This window comes from Plantactinospora sp. KLBMP9567 (assembly GCF_033446045.1).
Classification (GTDB): domain Bacteria; phylum Actinomycetota; class Actinomycetes; order Mycobacteriales; family Micromonosporaceae; genus Plantactinospora.
Map to the genome: position 1 here is coordinate 87,716 of NZ_JAWQRR010000013.1, position 20,568 is coordinate 108,283.

The following is a 20,568-nucleotide window of genomic DNA, read 5'->3' on the forward strand; positions in this document are numbered from 1 at the left end:
GAAGGAGCTTCGCAGCCATGCAGCGGATCGCCCTGCACACCCGGCTCAGGCCGGGGCGGGAGGCTGAGTACGACCGCGTCCACCAGGTCATCCCCGCCGAGCTGGACAGCGCGCTGCGCGCCGCCGGGGTGTACGCGTGGCGGATCTGGCGGGACGGGCGCGACCTGTTCCACCTGGTGGAGGTGGAGGACTACCAGCGGATGCGGCACGAACTGCGCGACCATCCGGCGAACGTACCGTGGCAGGCCCGGATGGCCGAGCTGCTGGAGGTGCGGGACGACTACTCCGGCAACGACTCGGGCCTGTCGCTGGTCTGGGAACTGCCGACAGATGGCGAGGAGACGGCATGACGGGGATCAGGGTGGGGCACTCCAAGGTGGTCGTGAGCCCGCTGGGCCTCGGCTGCGCCCCGATCGGCAACCTCTACACGGCGGTCGGCGAGGCCGAGGCGCTGGCGACGGTGGCGGCGGCCTGGGAATCCGGGATCCGCTACTTCGACACCGCCCCGCACTACGGCCTCGGGCTCTCCGAGCGGCGGCTCGGCGACGCGCTGCGTACGCTGCCGCGCGAGGAATACACGGTGAGCAGCAAGGTGGGGCGGCTGCTGGTACCGGACCGGTCCGGGGCGGGGCGGCGCGACGACCAGGGTTTCGACGTACCGGCCGACCACCGGCGGCTCTGGGACTTCAGCACCGACGGGGTCCGGCGGTCACTGGAGGCGAGCCTGGTCCGGCTCGGCCTGGACCGGATCGACCTGGTGCTGATCCACGACCCGGAGGACCACCAGACACAGGCGCTGGAGCAGGGCTATCCGGCCCTGCACGAGCTGCGGGCCCAGGGCGTCGTCGGCGCCATCGGGGTCGGCTCGAAGCAGTGGCAGGTGCTGCACCGGTTCGTCGCCGAGACCGAGGTCGACGCGGTGATGGTGGCCGGCCGGTACACCCTGCTGGAGCAGCCGGCGCTGGACAGCCTGCTGCCGGAGTGCGGCCGGCGCGGCGTCTCGGTGCTCAACGCGGGCGTCTTCAACAGCGGACTGCTCGCCGTCGAGCGGCCGCACGCCGGGCTCCCGTACGATTACGCCGACGCCCCGGCCGAGATCCTGGAGCAGGCCCGGGCGATCGCCACCCTCTGCGCCGCGCACGGCACCACGCTGCCGGCGGCGGCGCTCGCCTTCGCCGCTGCCCACCCGGCGGTCGCCTCCGTGGTGGTCGGCGCGCACAACCCCGAGCAGGTACGCCGGAACGCCGCGCTGCACGCGGCCGAGCCGCCGCCCGGGGAGTTCTGGTCGGAGCTGGCCGCCGTGGGACTGCTCCGCCCGGACGCGCCCGTCCCCACCCAGCGGGTCGGCACGCCATGATCGTCGACGCGCACCACCACCTGTGGCGGATCGAGGATGGCTACCGGTGGCTCGACGCGCCGGAGCTGGCCCCGATCCGCCGCTCCTTCCTCCCCGCCGACCTGGTCGCCGAGCTGACGGCGGCCGGGGTCGACCGGACCGTACTGGTCGAGGGCGGCCGGTGCGACACCGCCGAGGCGGCGATCCTGCTCGGCCACGCCGCCGAGTGTCCGGCGATCGCCGGAGTGGTCGCCTGGGCGGACCCGGCCGATCCGGGGCTGGCCGACACCCTCGCCGGCTACCGCCGGCTGCCCGGTGCCGAGCTGCTGGTCGGGATCCGGCCACAGCTGCAGGCCGAGACCGATCCGGGCTACCTGGACCGGCCGGAGGTGCGGCGCGGGCTGCATACCATCGCGGAAGCCGGACTGGCCTTCGACGTGGTGTGCCGGGCGGACCAGTTGCCGGCGGTGGCCCGGGCCGCCCGGGAGGTGCCGGAGCTGCGGTTCGTGCTGGACCACCTGGGTAAGCCGGCGATCCGCGACGGTGCGGCCGGGTTGGCTGCCTGGTCCGGTCCGGTCGCCGAGCTGGCGGCCGTGCCGAACGCGACCGCGAAGCTCTCGGGGCTGGTGACCGAGGCGGACTGGGGGCGGTGGCTCCCGGCGGACCTGCGGCCGTTCGTGGCCGAGGCGGTCCGGTTGTTCGGGCCGGAGCGACTGATGTTCGGTTCGGACTGGCCGGTCTGCCGACTCGCCGCCGGTTACGGTGCGGTGCTGTCGGCGCTGACCGAGGTGCTGCCGCCGCTGTCGACGGCCGAGCGGTCGGCGGTCTTCGGCGAAACGGCGGTGCGGACCTACCGGCTCGGCACCTAGCCGACGCCTAGTCTTCGCGGTACGGAAAGGACGTGGGAGGAACGCGTGGCGGTCACAGACGAGGCGATCGACAAAATCAAACAGATGATCGTCGCCGGCGAACTGCGCCCCGGTGACCGGCTGCCCCGGGAACCCGACCTGGCCGAGCGGCTCGGGCTGTCCCGCAACTCGCTGCGGGAGGCGGTCAAGGCGCTCTCGCTGATCCGGGTCCTCGACGTACGCCAGGGCGACGGCACCTACGTGACCAGCCTCGACCCGGCGCTGCTGCTGGACGCGTTGAGCTTTGTCGTCGACTTCCACCGCGACGACACCGTGCTCGAATTCCTGGAGGTACGCCGGATCCTGGAACCGGCCGCGACGGCGCTGGCCGCGCAGCGGATGACCGAGGAGCAGTTGGGCAAGCTGCGAGATGTGCTGGACGGGCTCGGGGAGGATCCGAGCATCGACGAGCTGGTCGCGAACGACCTGGAGTTCCACCGGCAGATCGCGGCGTGTGCCGGCAACAACGTGTTGACGTCGTTGCTGGACAGCCTCTCCGGGCCGACGACCCGGGCCCGGGTGTGGCGCGGGCTCACCCAGGAGGGTGCGGTCAGCAAGACCCGGGAGCAGCATGCGGCGATCCTGGACGCGGTCGCGTCGGGGCAGCCGGAGCTGGCCCGGGCGTGGGCGACGGTGCACATCGCCGGGGTGGAGGAGTGGCTGCGCCGGGTGCTCTGACGCCCTCCGTCGACATCGTCATCGGGGCAGGGGCATCCGGGCGAGGGTGGTCACGGCACCGGGTCGGCCGAGCTGGCCTGGCGACGCCCACCACGTCGTTGCAGCAGCCGAGCCACGATCATGGGCAGCAGGTGCAGCACGACGACGAGCACGGCGGCCAGCGAGGCGGTCTGACCGGCTGACAGCCCCTGCAGTGCGAGCACCAACCATGCGCATGCGCCGGTGACCAGCGCGTTGATCGCAAGCCGCAGCACAATCCCGCGAGTCGACGTGTCCGTGCCGGCCGCGTCGGGCTTGGCGGCGCGCCGCCGCAGGTTCGTGATCGTCGCCGCGACCGCCATCAGGATGCCGAACTGGAGCGCCCAGAAGGCGGTCCTGCCGACGCTGGCCCCGCTGGTCACCGGGGGCGCGGTGACGGTCGTGGCCGCGAACACGGCGAAGGCCGGAATCCAGGTGAAGACGAAGGCGGACGTCGCTGTCAGCGCGATCCTTCTCGGCAGGCTCACCTCCGGCTGAACCTGTTGCCCGATGCGGGCGATCACCTCCTCGGAGGCCCACACCAACTTCCGGGGCGACCGCGTGTCGGGCGTCGGGCGTGACATGCGGGCAAGCCTAGTGGGGTAGGTCACCGATGGCGAGAACGGGCAAACCGCCGGATCCGTGGCCTGGATATCAGTAGCGCCGCTGTTGCTGCCCGGTGGAGGTCAGACCTGCAGAGAGGCCGTCCGGGCGGACAACTCATCGCGTACCCGGTGTCGGTAGCGCAGCGGTGACTCGCCCACCTCCCGCTTGAACGCGGTGCTGAACGCACTCTCCGACGCGTAGCCCAGTTCCGACGCCAGCGATCCGACCCGGACATCGCCGTCCCGAAGAGCCCGCTGCGCCAGCAGCATCCGCCAGCGGTTGAGGTAGGTCAGCGGCGGCATGCCCGCCAATGGCGGCGCGCGAGACCCAGCGGCCCCGCACCGCGAAACCGCCGGCTCGACGGCCGACGACGTCCTCCGGGGCATCGACCTGGCCGGCCGGAACGCCATCGTCACCGGCGGACACGCCGGGCTCGGCCTGGAGACCACCCGTGCGCTCAGCAAGGCCGGCGCATCCGTCACCGTCGGCGTGCGCAACCCGGACCGCGCGGCGGCAGCGCGGGCCGGGATCGAGCGGGTCGAGATCGGTCACCTGGACCTGCTCGACCCGACGTCGATCGACGCCTTCGCCGCCCGCTACCTCGGCTCCGGCCGCCCGCCGCACATCCTGATCAACAACGCCGGCATCATGAGCGGGCCCCTGTTCCGAGACGCGCGTGGCTACGAATCGCAGTTCGCGACCAACCATCTCGGCCACTTCCAGTTGACGCTGGGCCTGCTGCCCGCACTGCGCGCCGCCCACGGCGCCCGAGTCGTCAACGTGACCTCCGGCGGCCATCGCCTCTCCGACATCCGCTGGGACGACCCGCACTTCGCCACCGGCTACGACGGCATGCTCGCCTACGGCCAGTCCAAGACCGCCAACGTGCTGTTCGCGGTCGAGCTGGACCGCAGATGGGCCGACGACGGGATCCGCGGCTACGCGGTGCACCCCGGCATCGTCGTCAGCACCGGCCTGGGACCCTCGCGGGCCGAGGACGGACCCTCGGTGACCGAGGACCAGCTGCGGGCCATGGGACTGATCGATGAATCCGGTCTGCCGATCATCGACCCCGATCGTGAGAGGAAGACACCGCAACAGGGGGCCAGCACCAGCGTGTTCGCCGCGACCAGCCCACTGCTCGCCGGGATCGGCGGTGTCTATCTGAAGGACAACGACGTCTCACCGTTGGACACCCCGAGGCCCATCGACTTCGGTGCCGAGCAGGACATCCCGTCCGACGTCGTGCCGCACGCCGTCGACCCGAAGTCGGCACAGCGGCTGTGGGAGCTGAGCGAGCAACTGATCAAGGCGTAACGCGCCGCCGCGGTCTCGGCGCGACAGCTGCGGCAACCGAGTTCTAGTGAACCTTTTCAACCTGAACCGCGCGGCGCTCACACACCGCGTCCGACCTCGCGCTCCGACGGACCGCAAGGGGAGGTTGAAAAAGGTTCAGTGGAGGCCGAGGCGGAAGACCTCGAAGCCGGCCGCGTACTTGGCGCCCAGGCGGTTGCCGGTCTGCCGGGAGATGCCTTCCAGGAACTCTTCGGGGTCGAAGTCTCCGGCGCCGAGACCGCGCAGATAGGCGGCATGCGCCTCAAGTGACCGGACGCCCAGGTCGAAGGTGTCGGTGATGTCGGCGGCGTGCTTCGACAGCGGTGAACCGGCCGCCCACACCTCCCGGACCCCGCCCCACTTCTCCAGCCCCTCGTCGATCTGCTCGCGGAACACCCAGCGGTTGGCCGCGTCGCGCACGGCATCGAGGACGGCCCGGCCGGTGACGATGTGGTCGGACATGTTCAGCGCGTTGCCGGCCTCGTCCCAACTGTCCCGGAAGTTGTTGGTGATCACGATCTCCGGCCGGTACCTCCGGATCACCCGGCTCAGGTCACGACGCAGCGCGACGCCGTACTCCAGTACGCCGTCGGGCAGCCCGAGGAAGTCGACCCGGGACACCCCGACGATCGCCGCGGAGGCGCGCTGCTCCTCCTCACGGATCGGCCCGGCCTCGGCCGGGTCCATCCCGTCGATGCCGGCCTCGCCGCTGGTGAGCAGCGCGTAGACGACCTCCTTGCCCTGCCGCGTCCAGCGGGCGACGGCCGCGGCGGCGCCGAACTCCAGATCGTCGGGGTGGGCGACGATGGCGAGCGCGCGCTGCCAGCTCTCGTCGACGGGCTGGAGCGGGTTGGCGACGACGGGTGTGTCAGCAGTCATGGGACCATCTTGCTCGACGCCGCTTCGAGACGGCATTCGCGCCACGGTGCCACGCCGTTCCGAGTCCGGCTGCCTGGGCAGCCGGGCCGGCGCGACCGGGCCGGGCTCCTCGCTGGTCCGGGTCGTTCAGCGGCACGGGTCGACGTGGATCTTCGGGGCGGCCCCCCAGCCGGGCTCGCGCTCGCCACGCAGCACCCCCGCCACCTCGTCCAACCCGACCGTCGCCGCCACCAGCGGGCGCGGGTCGACCGCTCCGGAGGCGTACAGCTCGATGGCGCCGGCGAGCCCTCCGGACGCGCTGAGCACGCCGACCGCGGTGACGTCCTTGAGCACCAGCTCGCGGGTGTCGAGCAGGCTCGGCCGTTCGGCGAGCCCGATGTAGACGACCCGGCCGCCGGGCTCCACCCGGTCGACGGCGAGCGCCGGCAGCCGCTCGTCGTTGGCGGCGTCGGCGACCGCGTCGAAGGCGAGCGCCGCCGGGGCCGGCAACGTCCGCGCGGTCCAGGCGTACCCGAAGCCGAGCCTGCGGGCGACGTCGAGCGAGGGCTCCTCCCGGCCGAGCAGGTGCACCTCGGCACCCCGGGCCGCCGCGATCTGTGCCACCAGCAGGCCGATGGTGCCCGGGCCGAGCACCAGCAGCCGGCGGCCGGGGCCGACCTGCGCCGCCTCGACCACCCGGAGCGCGTTGCCGCCCGGCTCGACCAGCGCACCGAGCGTCGCGTCGACCTGATCGGGCAGCGGGTGCAGGGCCCGGACCGGTACCGGCAGCCGCTCGGCGAGCGCACCCGGCCACCCGCCCCGGATGCCGATCTCGTGGCGGTCGGCGCAGAGGTGCTGCCGTCCGCCGTGGCACCGGGCGCACCGGCCGCAGCCGAGCATGGTGTCACCGGTGACCCGCCGACCCAGCCACTCCTCGGGCACGCCGGAGCCGACCGACGACACCACACCGCACCACTCGTGCCCGATCCGGAGCGGATACCGGGCGTCGCCGCTGTGCAGGTACGCCATGTGCCCGGAGAAGAACTCGGCGTCGGTGCCGCAGACGCCGGCTCGCACCACGTCGACCACCACCTCGCCCGGCCCGGCGACCGGCGGCGCGACCTCGCGTACCTCGGCCGCACCCGGACCGGTCACCACGAAGGCACGCACGGTCAGCTCACCGCACCGGACGCGGCGCGACGGCGTGGTACCGGCGCGATTCGCGGAAGTCGGCGTAGGCCGTACCCGAAGTTGTTCTTGATAATGGAGAGTATGCCTGCACTTCGGAGCGACCAGTGGTACGCCGGCTCGGACCGTAACGCCTACCTGCACCGGGCGTGGATGCGGCGCGGTGCGCCGGACTCGGCGTTCGCGGGACGTCCGCAGATCGCCATCGCCAACACCGCCTCGGACCTCACCCCCTGCAACCGGCACCTGGACGAGGTCGCGGCGAGCGTCGCGAACGGGATCTGGGAGGCCGGCGGGGTGCCGCTGAACCTGCCCGTGGTCTCACTGGGGGAGACGCAGGTCAGGCCGACCGCGATGCTCTGGCGCAACATGGCCGCGATGGCGATCGAGGAGATGATCCGGGCCAACCCGGTCGACGGGGTGGTGCTGCTCGGCGGCTGCGACAAGACCATCCCGGCACTGCTGATGGGTGCCGCCTCGGTGGACCTGCCGGCGGTGGTGGTGCCCGGCGGCCCGATGCTGACCGGCACGTTCCGGGGTGTGCCGCTCGGTTGCGGCACCGACGTGTGGCGGCTGTCGGAGGAGGTACGCGCCGGCACGCTCTCCCCGGCGGGCTTCCTCGACTCCGAGTCGTCGATGATCCGCAGCCGTGGGCACTGCAACACCATGGGTACGGCCTCCACGATGGGCCTGCTGGCCGAGGTACTCGGGATGACCCTGCCCGGTACCGCGGGCCTGCCGGCTCCGGACAGCCGGCTGCTGGCCCGGTCGCACGGCACCGGCAAGCTGATCGTGGAGATGGTCGCGCGGCAGCGCCGGCCGAGCCAGGTGTTGACCGAGGCGTCCTTCCGGAACGCGATCGTCGCGCTGGCCGCGCTGGGCGGCTCGACGAACGCGGTCGTGCACCTGCTGGCCATCGCCGGCCGGGTCGGGGTGCCGATCACCCTGGACGACGTCGACCGGCTCGGCAGCGGGGTGCCGCTGCTGGTCGACCTGCAACCCGCCGGCCGCTTCCTGATGGAGGACTTCCACCGGGCCGGTGGCCTGCCGGCGGTGCTGAACCAGGTCGCCGACCTGCTCGACCCGGCGGCGCCGACGGTGACCGGCCGGCCGATCGGCGACTACCTCGCCGGGCACGAGATCAGTGATCCGGAGGTGATCCGGACCCGCAGCGCACCGCTGATGCCGGAGGCGGGGATCGCGGTGCTGCGCGGCAGTCTCGCCCCGGCCGGCGCCATCATCAAGCCCGCCGCCGCCTCTGCGCACCTGCTGCGGCACCGGGGCCGGGCGGTGGTCTTCGACTCGGTCGAGGACCTGCACGCCCGGCTCGACGACCCGGATCTCGACGTCGACGCCGACTCGGTGCTGGTGCTGCGCGGCTGCGGGCCGAAGGGCTATCCGGGGATGCCGGAGGTGGCCAACCTGCCGCTGCCGGAGAAGCTGCTGCGCCAGGGGGTACGGGACATGGTGCGGATCTGCGACGGCCGGATGAGCGGCACCGCGTACGGCACGGTGGTGCTGCACGTCGCGCCGGAGGCCGCCGCCGGTGGGCCGCTGGGGCGGGTACGCACCGGTGACCCGATCGTGCTGGACGTCGCGGCGCGCCGGCTTGACGTGGACATCCCGGCCGCCGAACTGGCGGCCCGGCCGCTCGCCGAGGCGATGGCGACCTCGTTCGCCCGGCCGGCCCGGGGCTGGGAGCGGCTCTACGTCGACACGGTGCTCGGTGCGGACACCGGCGCCGACCTGGCGTTCCTGGTCGGCGGCAGCGGCGACCGGGTGGCCCGGGAGTCGCACTGACGAACCGGGCCGGGCCGTCTGTCAGCGCCGTCCGGCTCTGGCCAGGGCCTCCTCGGCCTGGGTGGCCAGGGTGCTGACCAGGTCGGCTGCGGACGGCAGGTCGGTGATGAGATCGACGGCCTCGCCGGCCCAGACCGGTAGCGGCGGTACGGCGCCGAGGGCGACGTCGTGCTGGTAGTCCCGTCCGGCCTGGGAGTCGCCGGCGAGTTCGGCCTCGCGGCCGCGCCACCGGTCCAGGTGGGGGTGGCCGAGCGTACGGGCGGGGTACTTCGACGGCCATCGGGAGCCGCGCAGGACGTCCAGTACGCTGCTGCGCTCGGTCTCCTCGCCCCGTCCTTCGATGATCGCCTTGGTGATCTCGGGCGGAACCAGCGCTTCGGCACTGGCCTGGAAACGGGTACCGATCAGGGCTCCGGCGGCGCCCAGGGCCAGGGCCGCGGCGAGGCCGCGCCCGTCGGCGATCCCGCCGGCCGCCAGCACCGGCACCGGCGCGGCGAGATCCACCACGACGGGTACGAACGGCAGTGTGGACCGTCCCCGCCGGGCTCCATGGCCACCGGCCTCGGTGCCCTGCGCCACGATGACATCGGCGCCCAGGTCCACGGCCTGCCGGGCCTCCTCCAGATCGGTGACCTGGATGATCAGGACCGCTCCGGCCCGCCGGACGGGTGCCACGAAGGGGCTCGGATCGCCGAAGGAGAGCATGACCGCCCGGGGGTGGTATTCCAGCGCGCGTTCCACCGCACCGACGTCGATCGCCCAGGTCAGGAAGCCGACCCCCCACGGCTGATCCGTGCCTGCGGCGACGATCGGCGCCTCGCGGTCGAGCCACTCCCGATCGCCGTGAGCCGCGCCGAGCATCCCGAGGCCGCCGCCGCGAGCGACGGCCGCTGCCAGTGCGCCGCCGGCCGACCCGCCCATCGGCGCCAGCGCGATCGGATGCCGTACCCCGAACAACCGCGTGAACTCTGTCGTCAACGCCATCGTCGCATCATCGCTGCCGCGCGGTGACATTGTCTCGTTCCCGACCCGGGCCGGTGCGATTTACTCGATCACGTCGCCGTGGCGGTGCCGGGACGCCACCGGTCCGGCGAGGGACTTCGCCGGGCCGGTGGCCCTGTCAGAGCTGCCTGAAACCGGGTGTCCGTGCCGACAGCCGTGCGCCCTACAGCCGGGCGCCGAGCTGGGGATAGTCGCGTGGGCGCAGGAAGTCCGAGCTGCGGATGTTGCCGTTGGCGTCGCGCGGTCCGGTCAGCGTGGCCGGGTTGGTGCTGACCAGGTCGGCCGCGCTCCACGAACTCTTGATGTCCCAGGAGTTGCCGGTGGCCGTGGAGGAGCCGAGCGAGACCCCGGCGCCGTTGGCGACGGCGAGGTTCCCGGTCAGCCGGGAGGTGGAGTTGGCGAACTTGAAACCGCCGTCGCCGTTGCGCCAGGCGCTGTTCCGGTCGACGGTGACGGTGCCGGGGTTGCCGTTGTCGATGAAGCCGCCGACGGCGTTGTCGAAGGCGATGCTGTTCCGGATGGTGTGGTTGGCCGGCGGGTCGGGGTCGCCGCCGCCCATCTTGAAGCCGTTGCCGTCGCCGACGTAGTCGGGCAGGTTCCACCGGTTGACGCCGTTGCCCCAGGCGGCCGAGTTCTCCACCAGGATCGGCGAGGTGAACAGCCAGGCGTCGAAGCCGTCGTCGGAGTTGTTCCACAGCCGGGCGCCGCGTACGACGTTGCCGCTGCCCGAGCCCTCCTTGATGGCGAGCCCGTCGGCGCTCTCGCCGTTCTTGCGCGGGTCGCGGTTGCCGTACGCGTCGAGGTTGAGCACCTGGTTGTTACTGGCCGCGCCCTGGATCTGGAGTCCGGACTCGTAGTTGTCCCGGGTGACGAGCCGGTCGAAGACGTTGTTGTTGCAGTCCCGGCAGAAAATCGCGTACGGCCCGTGCGTGATCTCCAGCCCGCGGATCCGCCAGTAGTCGGCCTCCATGTGCAGCACCCCGCGCTCCAGGTTCGGGATGCTGCCGCCGACCGGCGCCGGGGTGTGCGGCAGGTTCTCCCCGTCCAGCACCACCCGTTCGCCGTTGTAGTTGCTGATCGTGTACGGGCTCGCCGAGGTGCCGTCCTTCATGATCCGTACGTTGGTGCCGAACTGGTAGGTGCCGCCCCGCAGCGCGATGGTGGTGCCCGGGGTGGCCAGGTCGACCGCCCGGCCCAGCGTCGCCAGTGGGGCACTCAACGTGCCCGGGCTGGCGTCGTTGCCGTTCGTCGCCACGATCAGCGTCGACGCCGCGGCCTGCGCGGGGACGGTGGGGCCGAGACTGGTGCCCACGGCAGCGGCGACGGTGGCAGCCAGCGCCGCCGACAGTGCCGTTCGGTGCAGTCGTGACATCGAGAAACTCCCTGGTGGTTGACCGGGGTGGGCGGGCCCGCCGTGCCGCGCGGGCCCGCCCGGTGCGGCCCGGGTGTTACCGGTAGGTGAGGTCGGACGAGGAGTAGATGCAGTTGGTGCCGTCGGCGCCGGTGCCGACCTGGGTGGGCTCGTCACCGTCGTCGTTGCCGTTGTACTTGCGGCAGATCACCATGGACCGGCCGGAGTCGTTGACGATGGTGATCCCGGTGAACCGGGCGGTGTCGCCGTAGTTCACGTTGACCCCGGCGACGGTGTTGCCGGGCCGGGTCAGCGTGACGTTGCGGATCACGACGTTGCGCTGGTGCTGGGTCGAGCAGTTGCCGCACGAGCGGTAGAAGGTGCCGAAGTTGCTGGCCTGGAAGTTCTGGATGGTCAGCGTGCCGGGCCCGTTGTGCTGGAAGACCTTGTCGCTGGCGCTGCGCGCACCGCCGCCGTCGACCAGGAAGCTCGGCGATCCGCTGCCCCGGAAGGTGGCGGCGTCCTCGCCGACGTCCTCCCACCAGACGTTGCGCAGGGTGCACGGCCCGGAGCAGTGCACGCCGTCCCCGGCGGGAGCGCCGATGATGACGTTCTGCAGGGTGGCGCCGGAGGCGAGACTGAACATCGGGTCCTGGTCCTCTTCCTGGCCGCCGTCGCCGATGCAGCAGTACCGGCGCATCCCGCCGTCGAGGGTGCCGGAGACCGAGATGGTGCCGTTGACGCTGACCTGCCCGGTCGGGGTGGGCCAGGCGCCGGTCGGCGGCGGGTTCGTCGGTGGCGTACCGCCGCCGACGGTGGCCAGCCGCCACTGCTGGTTCGCCCCGTCCAGGTCGGCGAACTGGGCGATCGGGGCGCCGTCGGCGGTCGACCACTCCCAGACGTCCAGGGCCTTGCCGCTGTGCCGGTTGATGAACCGGACGTGCCCGCCGTCGGAGTCGGCCAGCCGGAAGTGCTGCCGGGTGTTGTTGTTGTCGGTCATCTGGACCAGGCCGGTGCCGTCGTCGGCGTTGGGCAGTTCCAGCACCTTGCCGCTGTGCACCGAGCGGATCCGGTAGTAGCCGCCGCCGGCGTCGACGAACCGCCACTGCTGGACGGCCAGGTCGTTGCGGGCGAACTGGACGATCGGCGCACCGTCGTTGGTGGCCCAGTTGTAGACGTCCAGGGCCTTGCCGCTGTGCCGGGAGATGATCACGTAGGTGGCGTTGGTGTCGACGGTCGCGGCCGAGGCGGTGCCGACGTCGACGACGCCGATCGTCGCCACCGCGGCGAGCGTGGTCGCGCCGGCCAGGACTGCCGCCCGCCAGCGTCTGGCGGGGCGGATAAGGCCGGCCGCCGCCATGGACTGCGTCATATCGGAGGACCTCCGGGAGCGTGGGTGGTGGTTGGGGGTACGAGGAACGCGCTTTCCTGTCAAGGCCGGAATCCTGTCGATCGATCAACCTCCAGTGCTGGTAGTGCGGCCGGGAGTCGGACCGCCGGCTCGCCGGGGCGCCGGACCTGCTCCTCGGGCGGTCGCGCCGTCCGTCGCCGGTGCCGGGACCGACCGGTCGGTGCGGCTGCCCTGGCGCCGCTGTTGGAGCGGCACTGTAGTAGAGCCATCGACAGCCGTCCAGATAACAGAAACCTGCCGAGAATTCGCGTCCAGTGGAAGAACTGGGCGAACGCTGTCTCGTTGACGTCCGCCGGCCGCTGTGTCACGCTGCTGGCGCAGCATGGAGTCGATCGACAGTGAGCGATGTGCGGATGGCCCGGAGCAAGGTCGAGTCACCCCGCGACACCGGCACGCTGGTCCGCGCCGCGCAGGCCGGCGACAAGCAGGCGCTCGGCGAACTCGTCGCCACCCATCTCCCGTTGGTCTACAACGTCATCGGCCGCGCGCTGAACGGGCACGCCGACGTGGACGACCTGGTGCAGGAGAGCATGGTCCGGGTGATGCGCGGCCTGCCGGGGCTGCGCGAGCCGGACCGGTTCCGCGCCTGGGCGGTGACGATCGCCTACCGGCAGGTCCAGCGCTATCTGCGGGAGCACCGGTCGAACCGGCTCCGCCTCCAGGAGGCGCCGCCGGAACTCGCCGACCCGAGCGGCGACTTCGCCGAACGTACCGTCACCGAGCTGGTGCTCACCGGCCAGCGCCGGGAACTGGTCGAGGCCACCGCCTGGCTGGCCGACGACGACCGGTACCTGCTCGCCCTCTGGTGGCAGGAGGCGGCCGGCGAGCTGACCCGGAAGGAGCTGGCGGAGGCGCTGGCCATCACCCCGCAGCACGCCGCCGTACGCCTGCAACGGATGCGGGCGCGGCTGGACTCGGCGCGGAGTCTCGTCCGGGCACTGCGGGCCGAGCCGCGCTGCCCCGACCTGCCGGGCCTGGGCAGTGCCGGAACCGGCCCGTCCGACTCCCGCAACCGCAAGCGGCTCACCCGGCACGTCCGGGAGTGTCCGCGCTGCACACCGCACCGGCACGGGCTGGTGCCGCCGGAGCGGCTGCTCCTCGGCATCTCCGCCCTGCCGCTGCCGGTCGCCGTCGCCGAAGGGGTCCGGATCGCACTCGACGCCGCCGCGCCCGCGCTGCTCGCCCCGGCCGTGCAGTCGGCGTGGCAGTCGGTCGTCGGCACCGTGCACCGGTTCTTCCAGGTCAAGACCGCGGCGGCGACCGCCGTGACCGTGCTGGCCGGCGGCGGGTTCTCGTACGCGGTCTACCAGACAGGGCTGCCGGAGGTCGAGGCCGGTGGCGCGGCGGCGTATCCGAGCGTGGCGACCAGCGGGGAAGCCGCTGCGGCCGCCACCCCGACCGCGAACCCGGCGGTACGGCAGCCCTCGCCGCCGGCCGGTCCGGGCGCGGTCACCGGCCTGACCCGGGCCGACCTGTACGTCGCGCCGGACGGCTCGGACAGCGCCGACGGCAGCCTGGAGCGGCCGTACGCCACCCTGAACAAGGCGGTCGCGGTGGTCCGGCCCGGCCAGACGATCGCACTGCGCGGCGGGACGTACCGGCCGACCGAGCCCGTGGTGATCGACACCAGCGGTACCCCGGACCGCCGGATCACCCTCGGCAACTACCGCGACGAGCGCCCGGTCGTCGACGCCGCCGCAGTGCCGGCGGACAAGTGGATGGTCACGCACCGGGGCAGCTACTGGACCGTCCTGGGCCTGGAGGTGATGAACTCCCGAAGCCACGCGTATGTCTGCGTGGCCTGCCGGCACAACGTGTTCCGGCGGCTCTCCATGCACGACAACGTGCGCTCCGGGCTGACCCTGCGCGAGCCGGGCACCATCGGCAACCAGGTGCTCGACAGCGACTTCTTCGGCAACTACGACCCGGCCGACCGGGGCCGCTCGGGTGTCGGGCTGGCCGTGAAGTTCGGGTCGGGGGAGGGCAACCTGGTCCGGGGCTGCCGGGCGTTCGACAACGCCGCCACCGGCTTCGACGTCGGTCACTTCGCCGGCTCGGTGCGGCTCGAACACAACTGGTCGTACGGCAACGGCGTCAACCGGTGGGGTGCGACCGAGTGGCAGGCCAACGCCGACGGCTTCCGGCTGGGCGGCGGCGACCCGGCACCGGCCGCCCCGCACGTGCTGCGGCAGAACGCGGCCTGGGACAACGCCGGGCACGGCTTCGCCGACGGGGGCAATCCCGGAGCGGTACGGCTGGAGCGGAACACGTCCTTCCGCAACGGCGGTACCGGCTTCGAGGTCCCCGGCGCGGCGGCCGTGCTGGACCGCAACGCAGCCGTCGGCAACGCCTCGCCCGCCTCGCTCGGCGACGACGGCCGGTCCACTGGCAACAGTTGGGACCGTGGTGGCCCGGCGGGGGTGGGGTTCCGGTCCACCGATCCGGCCGGCGCACAGGGACAGCGCCGGCCGGACGGTCGGCTTCCGCCGACGGAGTTCCTCGTCGGCGCCACCGACATCGGCGCCACGATGCGGCCACCGGCACAGTGAACCTTCTTCAACCTGAACCGCGCGGCGCTCGCGCACCGAGCCTGACCTTGCGGTCCACAGCACCGCAAAGGCGAGGTTGGAAAAGGTTCAGTGACGAGCCGGTCCCTGCGGGCCCGGTCGTGGTGGGCCGGCACCCGGGGCGATGGCGGCGGGACGGAGATCCGGTGGGCCCGGCCGGTGCGGGGCCACTGTAGGTCCGGCACTGACCGCAGTCAATGCGCTCCGCAATTCGCGAGGAGTTTGTTTCATCGGTTGACGTAAACCGAAACCCGGTCGTAACCTGTCCGGCAAGATCGGACCCGCCGGCCTGCTTCCCCTGCTCCACAGCGCCCCGACACCACCGAGCCGGTCCGGGCCCGTCGCGGCCGACCCGTCGCCGTAGCCGGTGCGGCGCGGCCCGCCCGGGTACGCCCGCACCAGCCTGGAACGCGCACCGGTGGCCGCCGGCAACTCCTGAAGGGACTGGGATCCCGTGACTGACCGAACGGCAAGAGTCGCCCGGACGCCGATGAGCCGCCGGGCCGTGCTGAGGACGGCCGGGCTCACCGGCCTCGGTCTCGGCCTCGGCGCCGCGGCATGCGGCCGGGGGTTCGGCGGCGGTGACGACGCCGAGGGCGGCACCGTCGCGCTCAACATGGTCTGGTGGGGCGACGCCAAGCGCGCCGAGAAGACCCAGGCCGCGCTGGACATCTTCCAGCGGAAGAACCCCGGCGTCACCGTGCGGACCGAATACCAGGACAGCGGACCGTACAAGGACAAGCTGGCCACCCGGTTCGCCGCCGGAGACGCGCCGGACGTGATGGCGATGCGGATGGACAGCCTGCGCGAGTACGCCGACCGGGGCGCGCTGCTCGACCTCGGGCAGCACGCCGACACGGTGGACCTGACCGGGTTGAGCGAGAACGCCCGGGCGCTGGCCGCGGTCGGCGACAGGACCTACGGGGTACCGGCCGGGCTCAACGCGATCGGCTTCGTCGTCAACCGGACGCTGACCGAGAAGTACGGCGTCGCGGTGCCGGACGGCGACACCTGGAACTGGCCGGACCTGGCGAGGTTCGCGCGGGAGGTGACCAGGGCCAGCGGCGGTAAGGTCTACGGCACCAACTTCGAGGCGTACACCCTGGCCAACATCATCGTCTTCACCCGGCAACGGGGTGAGGACTTCTACACCGCCGACGGCGGGCTCGGGGTCAGCGAGGCGACCGTCGCCGACTGGTTCGGGATGGTCGAGTCGATGCGCGCCGAGGGCGGCTTCCCGCCGGCCGGGTTCATCGAGAAGATCGGTGCGTCGGCCGAGCAGTCCTACCTGGCCAGAGGGTCCATCGCGTCGCAGATCATCCCGACCAACAACCTGCTGGCCTTCAACTCGGCCGCCGGGGGCAACCTGGCCCTGCTGCGCATCCCGGGCGAGACGCGGAGCACTCGTCGCGGCCAGTCCGTCGACTGCCCGCACCTCTGGTCGGTCGCCGCCGCCTCCAAGCACCGTGCCGAGGCGTTGCGGCTGCTCGACTTCCTGGTCAACGATGTCGAGGCGTCGAAGGCCACCGGCACCACCCGGGGCGTGCCGGCGAACTCGACGGTGGCCGACGAGATCAAGGCGACCCTGAGCCGGGACGACCAGGTCGCCACCGAATACCTCGGCGGGTTGCAGCGGGAGCAACTGCCCCGCTCGTACACCTATCCACCCGGCTCGTCGAAGATCGCCGCCACCCTGGAGTCGATCGCCGCCGAGGTCGAGTTCACGCGACAGACCCCGCAGCAGGCGGCGAAGGCGTTCGTCGAGGCCGGTCGGAAGGCGCTCGGCAGGTGAGGGCATCCGCCCCGGCGGGGGACGGCCGACCGTGAGCACGACGACCGGAGCGCCGGCCGGCGCTCCGGTCCGGCTCGATCCGGGTACGCCGCCGCCGGTGCCCGCCGCCCGCCGGGCCCGGCCGGGCAGGGACCGGGCCGGCTATCTGTTCCTGCTGCCCTGGTTCCTCGGGATGCTCTTCACGGTCATCCCGTTCTTCGCCTCGCTCTATCTGGCGTTCACCGACTACAACCTGCTCAACGCGCCCCGCTGGATCGGCGCGGAGAACTTCACCGAGATGCTGCACGACCCGCTGTTGCGCCAGTCGCTGAAGGTGACCTTCGTCTACACCTTCGTCTCGGTGCCGCTCTCCCTGGTCGTGGCGCTCGGGGTGGCGATGCTGCTCAACCGCGGCATCCGGGGCCTGTCCGTCTACCGGGCCGTCTTCTATCTGCCGTCGCTGCTCGGCGGCAGCGTCGCGGTGGTGCTGCTCTGGCGGTACATCTTCGGCCTGGACGGGATCGTCAACGCCTTCCTCGGCTGGTTCGGCATCGACGGACCCGGCTGGACCTCCGACCCCGACTGGGCGCTGACCACCCTGATCGTGCTGCACATCTGGACCTTCGGCTCGCCGATGGTGATCTTCCTCGCCGGGCTGCGCCAGATCCCGACCATGTACTACGAGGCCGCCGCGATGGACGGGGCGTCGAAGTGGCGACAGTTCCGCTCGGTGACGCTGCCGCTGCTCAGTCCGATCATCTTCTTCAACCTGATCCAGTCGCTGATCACGTCGTTCCAGACCTTCACCCAGGGCTTCGTGCTCAGCGGCGGCACCGGCGGCCCGGCCGACTCCACGATGTTCTACAACCTCTACCTCTACCAGCAGGGATTCTCCCAGTTCAACATGGGCTACGCCTCGGCCATGGCCTGGATGCTGCTGGTCATCATCGCGGCCTTCACCGCGCTGAACTTCCTGGCCGCGAAGTACTGGGTCTTCTACGACAACTGAGGTCATGCCATGTCGATCGAGACGAAGACTCCAGCCCGGGCTGCCCGGCGGCGGGCCGAGGAGGAGAGCCACCTCGAACGGGTGGGGAGCACTCGCCGGTCCCGGTTCACCCGGCACGTACTGCTCTGCCTGGTCGGCGCGGTGATGCTCTATCCGCTGCTCTGGATGGTCTCCAGTTCGGTCAAGCCGAGCCGGCAGGTCTTCACCGACCTGTCGCTGTGGCCGGCGGACTGGGACCTGAGCAACTATCCGGACGGGTGGGTCGCGCTGGAGCAGCCGTTCAGCGTCTACCTGGCCAACTCGTTCGTGATCGTCGTGCTGAGCATCGTCGGCAACCTGCTGTCCTGCTCACTGGCGGCGTACGGCTTCGCCCGGCTGAACTTCACCGGCCGCAAGCTCTTCTTCGCCCTGATGCTCGGCACCATGATGCTGCCCGGGCACGTGCTGCTGGTGCCGCAGTACATCGTCTTCGCCAAGCTGGGCTGGATCAACACGTACTACCCGCTGCTGGTGCCGAACTTCCTGGCCACCAACGCGTTCTACATCTTCCTGATGGTGCAGTTCATGCGGGCGCTGCCCCGGGAACTCGACGACGCCGCCCGGATCGACGGCTGCGGGCCGTTCCGGACCTTCTGGAGCGTGATCATGCCGCTCTGCATGCCCGCCTTCGCCACCACCGCGATCTTCACCTTCATCTCGGTCTGGAACGAGTTCTTCGGCCCGCTCATCTACCTCACCGACTCCGAGCTGTACACGGTGCCGCTGGCGCTGCGCCAGTTCGTCGACTCGGAGGGCCAGTCCCAGTGGGGGCAGATGTTCGCCATGTCGTTCCTGTCGCTCGCCCCGGTGATCGGGTTCTTCATCGCCGGGCAGAGGTACCTGGTCAAGGGCATCGCCACCACCGGCCTGAAATAGCCGGCCGAGGACGGGGAGGGCGCCACGCCGATGGCAGGGCAGCGACGACCGGCAGAGCGGCGACGACGGGCAGAGCAGCGACGACCGGCAGAGCGGCGACGACCGGCGGGGTACCGGCGGCCGTGGGTCGCCGACAACGGCGACGGCACCTACCGCAACCCGGTGCTGCACGCCGACTGGTCCGACCCCGACGTCGTGCGGGTCGGTGCCGACTACTACCTCGTCGCGTCCAGCTTCCACCGGGTACCCGCACTGCCGGTCCTGCACAGCCGGGACCTGGTCAACTGGTCCATCGTCGGCCACGCGCTGCCCCGGCTGGAGCCCGAGGAGGAGTTCCGGACCCCGCAGCACGGCCGCGGAGTGTGGGCGCCGGCCATCCGGTACCACGACGGCCGGTTCTGGATCTTCTATCCCGACCCGGACCGGGGGATCTTCGTGGTCACCGCCGCCGACCCCGCCGGTCCGTGGAGCCGGCCCCACCCGCTCAAGACCGGTCGCGGTCTGATCGATCCCTGTCCACTGTGGGACGAGGACGGCTCGGCGTACCTGGTGCACGCCTGGGCGAAGAGTCGGGCCGGCTTCAACAACCGGCTCACCTGCCACCGGATGAGTCCGGACGCGACCGAGCTGCGTGACGGCGGGCGGGACGTCGTCGACGGTGCCGCGCTGCCCCGCTACCGCACCCTGGAGGGCCCGAAGTTCTACCGCCGCGACGGCTGGTACTGGATTTTCGCGCCGGCCGGCGGTGTCACCGACGGCTGGCAGTCGGCGTTCCGGTCCCGGCACGTCCTCGGCCCCTACCAGGACCGGATCGTGCTGGCCCGGGGCGACACCGCGATCAACGGACCGCACCAGGGCGCCTGGGTGACGACCCCGCAGGGACAGGACTGGTTCCTGCACTTCCAGGACAGGGGCGCCTTCGGCCGGGTCGTGCATCTGCAACCGATGCGGTGGACCGCCGACGGCTGGCCGGCGATCGGCACGCCGACCGGCCGCGCCGTCGACCGAGCGGGCGAGCCGGCGGGCGTGTCCGGCGACGGGCCCGGCCAGCCGGTGCTCCGGCACGCCAAGCCGGCCGTCACCCCGGTCAGCCCGGTCACCGCTCCGGCCGCCGGTGACGACTTCACCGGGCCGCGGCTCGGGCCGCAGTGGGCGTGGGCCGCCAACCCCCGGCCGGACTGGTGGACGCTGCGGCCGGCGGGCGGGCTGCGGCTGGCCTGCGTACCCACCGATGCCGGCGACGACCTGCGGGGACTGCCCAACCTGCTCGGCCAGCGGCTGCCCGCCGACCGGTTCCGGGCCAGCACCCGGCTGCGGCTCACCGGTACCGGCCCCGGCGCCCGGGCCGGGCTGGCCGTACTCGGCAGAAGCTACGCCTGGACCGGCCTGCTGCGCACCGCGCACGGCGCCGTGCTGGTGCGGCGTACGGCGGGCGCGGGGGAGCGGGAGCGGGACGACGCCGCCGGGCTCGACGTACCGCTGCTGGCCGACGGGGATCCCGCCCCGGTGCTGCTCCGGGTGGACGTCTTCCCCGACGGGCGGTGCCAGTTCCTCGCCACCGTCGGACCCGAGCCGCCCCGACCGGTCGGCCCGCCGTTTCCGGCCACCGCCGGCCACTGGGTCGGTGCCACCCTCGGCCTCTTCGCCACCGCACCACCGCAGGCGGCACCGGAGGACGCGGCACAGGGGTCCGCCGACTTTCCCGGATCCGGCCCAGCAGCAGGTCCGCTGGCCGGCACCGGCACGGCGGAGTTCGACGCCTTCTGCGTCACCGATGCCGGCCGAGCGGACCGGCCGGCATGACGGCCGGGCAGC

At 72.1% G+C, this 20,568-nt stretch carries 18 protein-coding genes; 11 read left to right on the forward strand and 7 right to left on the reverse strand.

Features of this window, described 5'->3' with window-relative positions:
* Nucleotides 1-17 precede the first annotated feature (17 nt).
* From R6Y94_RS10550 to R6Y94_RS10565, 4 genes are read left to right on the forward strand one after another with little or no spacing between them, the layout of a single operon-like run.
* Nucleotides 18-350, forward strand: coding sequence for an L-rhamnose mutarotase (locus R6Y94_RS10550; RefSeq protein WP_318395623.1), 333 nt, complete (start codon nt 18-20; stop codon nt 348-350).
* On the forward strand, nt 347-1,357 hold the full coding sequence (locus R6Y94_RS10555) for an aldo/keto reductase (protein ID WP_318395624.1): 1,011 nt from the start codon (nt 347-349) through the stop codon (nt 1,355-1,357). Before R6Y94_RS10550 ends, R6Y94_RS10555 begins: the two co-directional genes overlap by 4 nt.
* A complete protein-coding gene (locus R6Y94_RS10560) occupies nt 1,354-2,205 on the forward strand; it encodes an amidohydrolase family protein (protein WP_318395625.1) in 852 nt (283 codons plus the stop codon). Before R6Y94_RS10555 ends, R6Y94_RS10560 begins: the two co-directional genes overlap by 4 nt.
* A gap of 45 nt (nt 2,206-2,250) precedes the next feature.
* A complete protein-coding gene (locus R6Y94_RS10565) occupies nt 2,251-2,922 on the forward strand; it encodes a FadR/GntR family transcriptional regulator (RefSeq protein ID WP_318395626.1) in 672 nt (223 codons plus the stop codon).
* A gap of 50 nt (nt 2,923-2,972) precedes the next feature.
* On the opposite strand, the gene R6Y94_RS10570 is transcribed toward R6Y94_RS10565, so the two are convergent.
* Together R6Y94_RS10570 and R6Y94_RS10575 are read right to left on the reverse strand one after the other, a co-directional pair.
* Nucleotides 2,973-3,464 carry a hypothetical protein gene (locus R6Y94_RS10570; protein WP_318395627.1) on the reverse strand — a complete coding sequence of 164 codons (492 nt, stop codon included), beginning with the start codon at nt 3,462-3,464 and terminating at the stop codon, nt 2,973-2,975.
* Between the two features lie 162 nt (nt 3,465-3,626).
* A complete protein-coding gene (locus R6Y94_RS10575) occupies nt 3,627-3,848 on the reverse strand; it encodes a helix-turn-helix transcriptional regulator (RefSeq protein ID WP_318395628.1) in 222 nt (73 codons plus the stop codon).
* Here R6Y94_RS10575 and R6Y94_RS10580 point away from each other — a divergent pair.
* Nucleotides 3,847-4,863: an SDR family NAD(P)-dependent oxidoreductase gene (locus tag R6Y94_RS10580; protein ID WP_318395629.1), complete on the forward strand. Its 1,017-nt coding sequence runs from the start codon at nt 3,847-3,849 to the stop codon at nt 4,861-4,863. The genes R6Y94_RS10575 and R6Y94_RS10580 overlap by 2 nt on opposite strands.
* A gap of 135 nt (nt 4,864-4,998) precedes the next feature.
* On the opposite strand, the gene R6Y94_RS10585 is transcribed toward R6Y94_RS10580, so the two are convergent.
* Nucleotides 4,999-5,760 (reverse strand): PIG-L deacetylase family protein, encoded by a 762-nt coding sequence (locus R6Y94_RS10585; protein WP_318395630.1) that lies wholly within the window; start codon nt 5,758-5,760, stop codon nt 4,999-5,001.
* Between the two features lie 126 nt (nt 5,761-5,886).
* Nucleotides 5,887-6,909 (reverse strand): zinc-dependent alcohol dehydrogenase, encoded by a 1,023-nt coding sequence (locus R6Y94_RS10590; protein ID WP_318395631.1) that lies wholly within the window; start codon nt 6,907-6,909, stop codon nt 5,887-5,889.
* Between the two features lie 102 nt (nt 6,910-7,011).
* On the opposite strand from R6Y94_RS10590, the gene R6Y94_RS10595 reads away from it, so the two are divergent.
* Nucleotides 7,012-8,727, forward strand: coding sequence for a dihydroxy-acid dehydratase (locus R6Y94_RS10595; protein ID WP_318395632.1), 1,716 nt, complete (start codon nt 7,012-7,014; stop codon nt 8,725-8,727).
* A 21-nt stretch (nt 8,728-8,748) separates the two neighbouring features.
* Here the strand turns inward: R6Y94_RS10595 and R6Y94_RS10600 are convergent, their stop codons facing one another.
* The 3 genes from R6Y94_RS10600 to R6Y94_RS10610 form a co-directional block, all read right to left on the reverse strand.
* A complete protein-coding gene (locus tag R6Y94_RS10600) occupies nt 8,749-9,711 on the reverse strand; it encodes a nitronate monooxygenase (RefSeq protein ID WP_318395633.1) in 963 nt (320 codons plus the stop codon).
* Nucleotides 9,712-9,892: 181 nt separating this feature from the next.
* Entirely contained in the window at nt 9,893-11,101 is a 1,209-nt protein-coding gene (locus R6Y94_RS10605) for a right-handed parallel beta-helix repeat-containing protein (protein WP_318395634.1), read from the reverse strand.
* A gap of 76 nt (nt 11,102-11,177) precedes the next feature.
* A complete protein-coding gene (locus tag R6Y94_RS10610) occupies nt 11,178-12,452 on the reverse strand; it encodes a pectate lyase (RefSeq protein ID WP_318395635.1) in 1,275 nt (424 codons plus the stop codon).
* A gap of 377 nt (nt 12,453-12,829) precedes the next feature.
* Here R6Y94_RS10610 and R6Y94_RS10615 point away from each other — a divergent pair, with 377 nt between their 5' ends.
* From R6Y94_RS10615 to R6Y94_RS10635, 5 genes are all read left to right on the forward strand, one after another.
* Nucleotides 12,830-15,040, forward strand: coding sequence for a sigma-70 family RNA polymerase sigma factor (locus tag R6Y94_RS10615; protein WP_318395636.1), 2,211 nt, complete (start codon nt 12,830-12,832; stop codon nt 15,038-15,040).
* 472 nt (nt 15,041-15,512) lie between these two features.
* Complete coding sequence (locus R6Y94_RS10620) at nt 15,513-16,850, forward strand: ABC transporter substrate-binding protein (protein ID WP_318395637.1); 1,338 nt, start codon at nt 15,513-15,515, stop codon at nt 16,848-16,850.
* Nucleotides 16,851-16,881: 31 nt separating this feature from the next.
* Nucleotides 16,882-17,838, forward strand: coding sequence for a sugar ABC transporter permease (locus tag R6Y94_RS10625; protein ID WP_318395638.1), 957 nt, complete (start codon nt 16,882-16,884; stop codon nt 17,836-17,838).
* A gap of 9 nt (nt 17,839-17,847) precedes the next feature.
* A complete protein-coding gene (locus R6Y94_RS10630; RefSeq protein WP_318395639.1) occupies nt 17,848-18,753 on the forward strand; it encodes a carbohydrate ABC transporter permease in 906 nt (301 codons plus the stop codon).
* 30 nt (nt 18,754-18,783) lie between these two features.
* Nucleotides 18,784-20,556: a glycoside hydrolase 43 family protein gene (locus R6Y94_RS10635; RefSeq protein WP_318395640.1), complete on the forward strand. Its 1,773-nt coding sequence runs from the start codon at nt 18,784-18,786 to the stop codon at nt 20,554-20,556.
* Nucleotides 20,557-20,568: the final 12 nt, after the last annotated feature.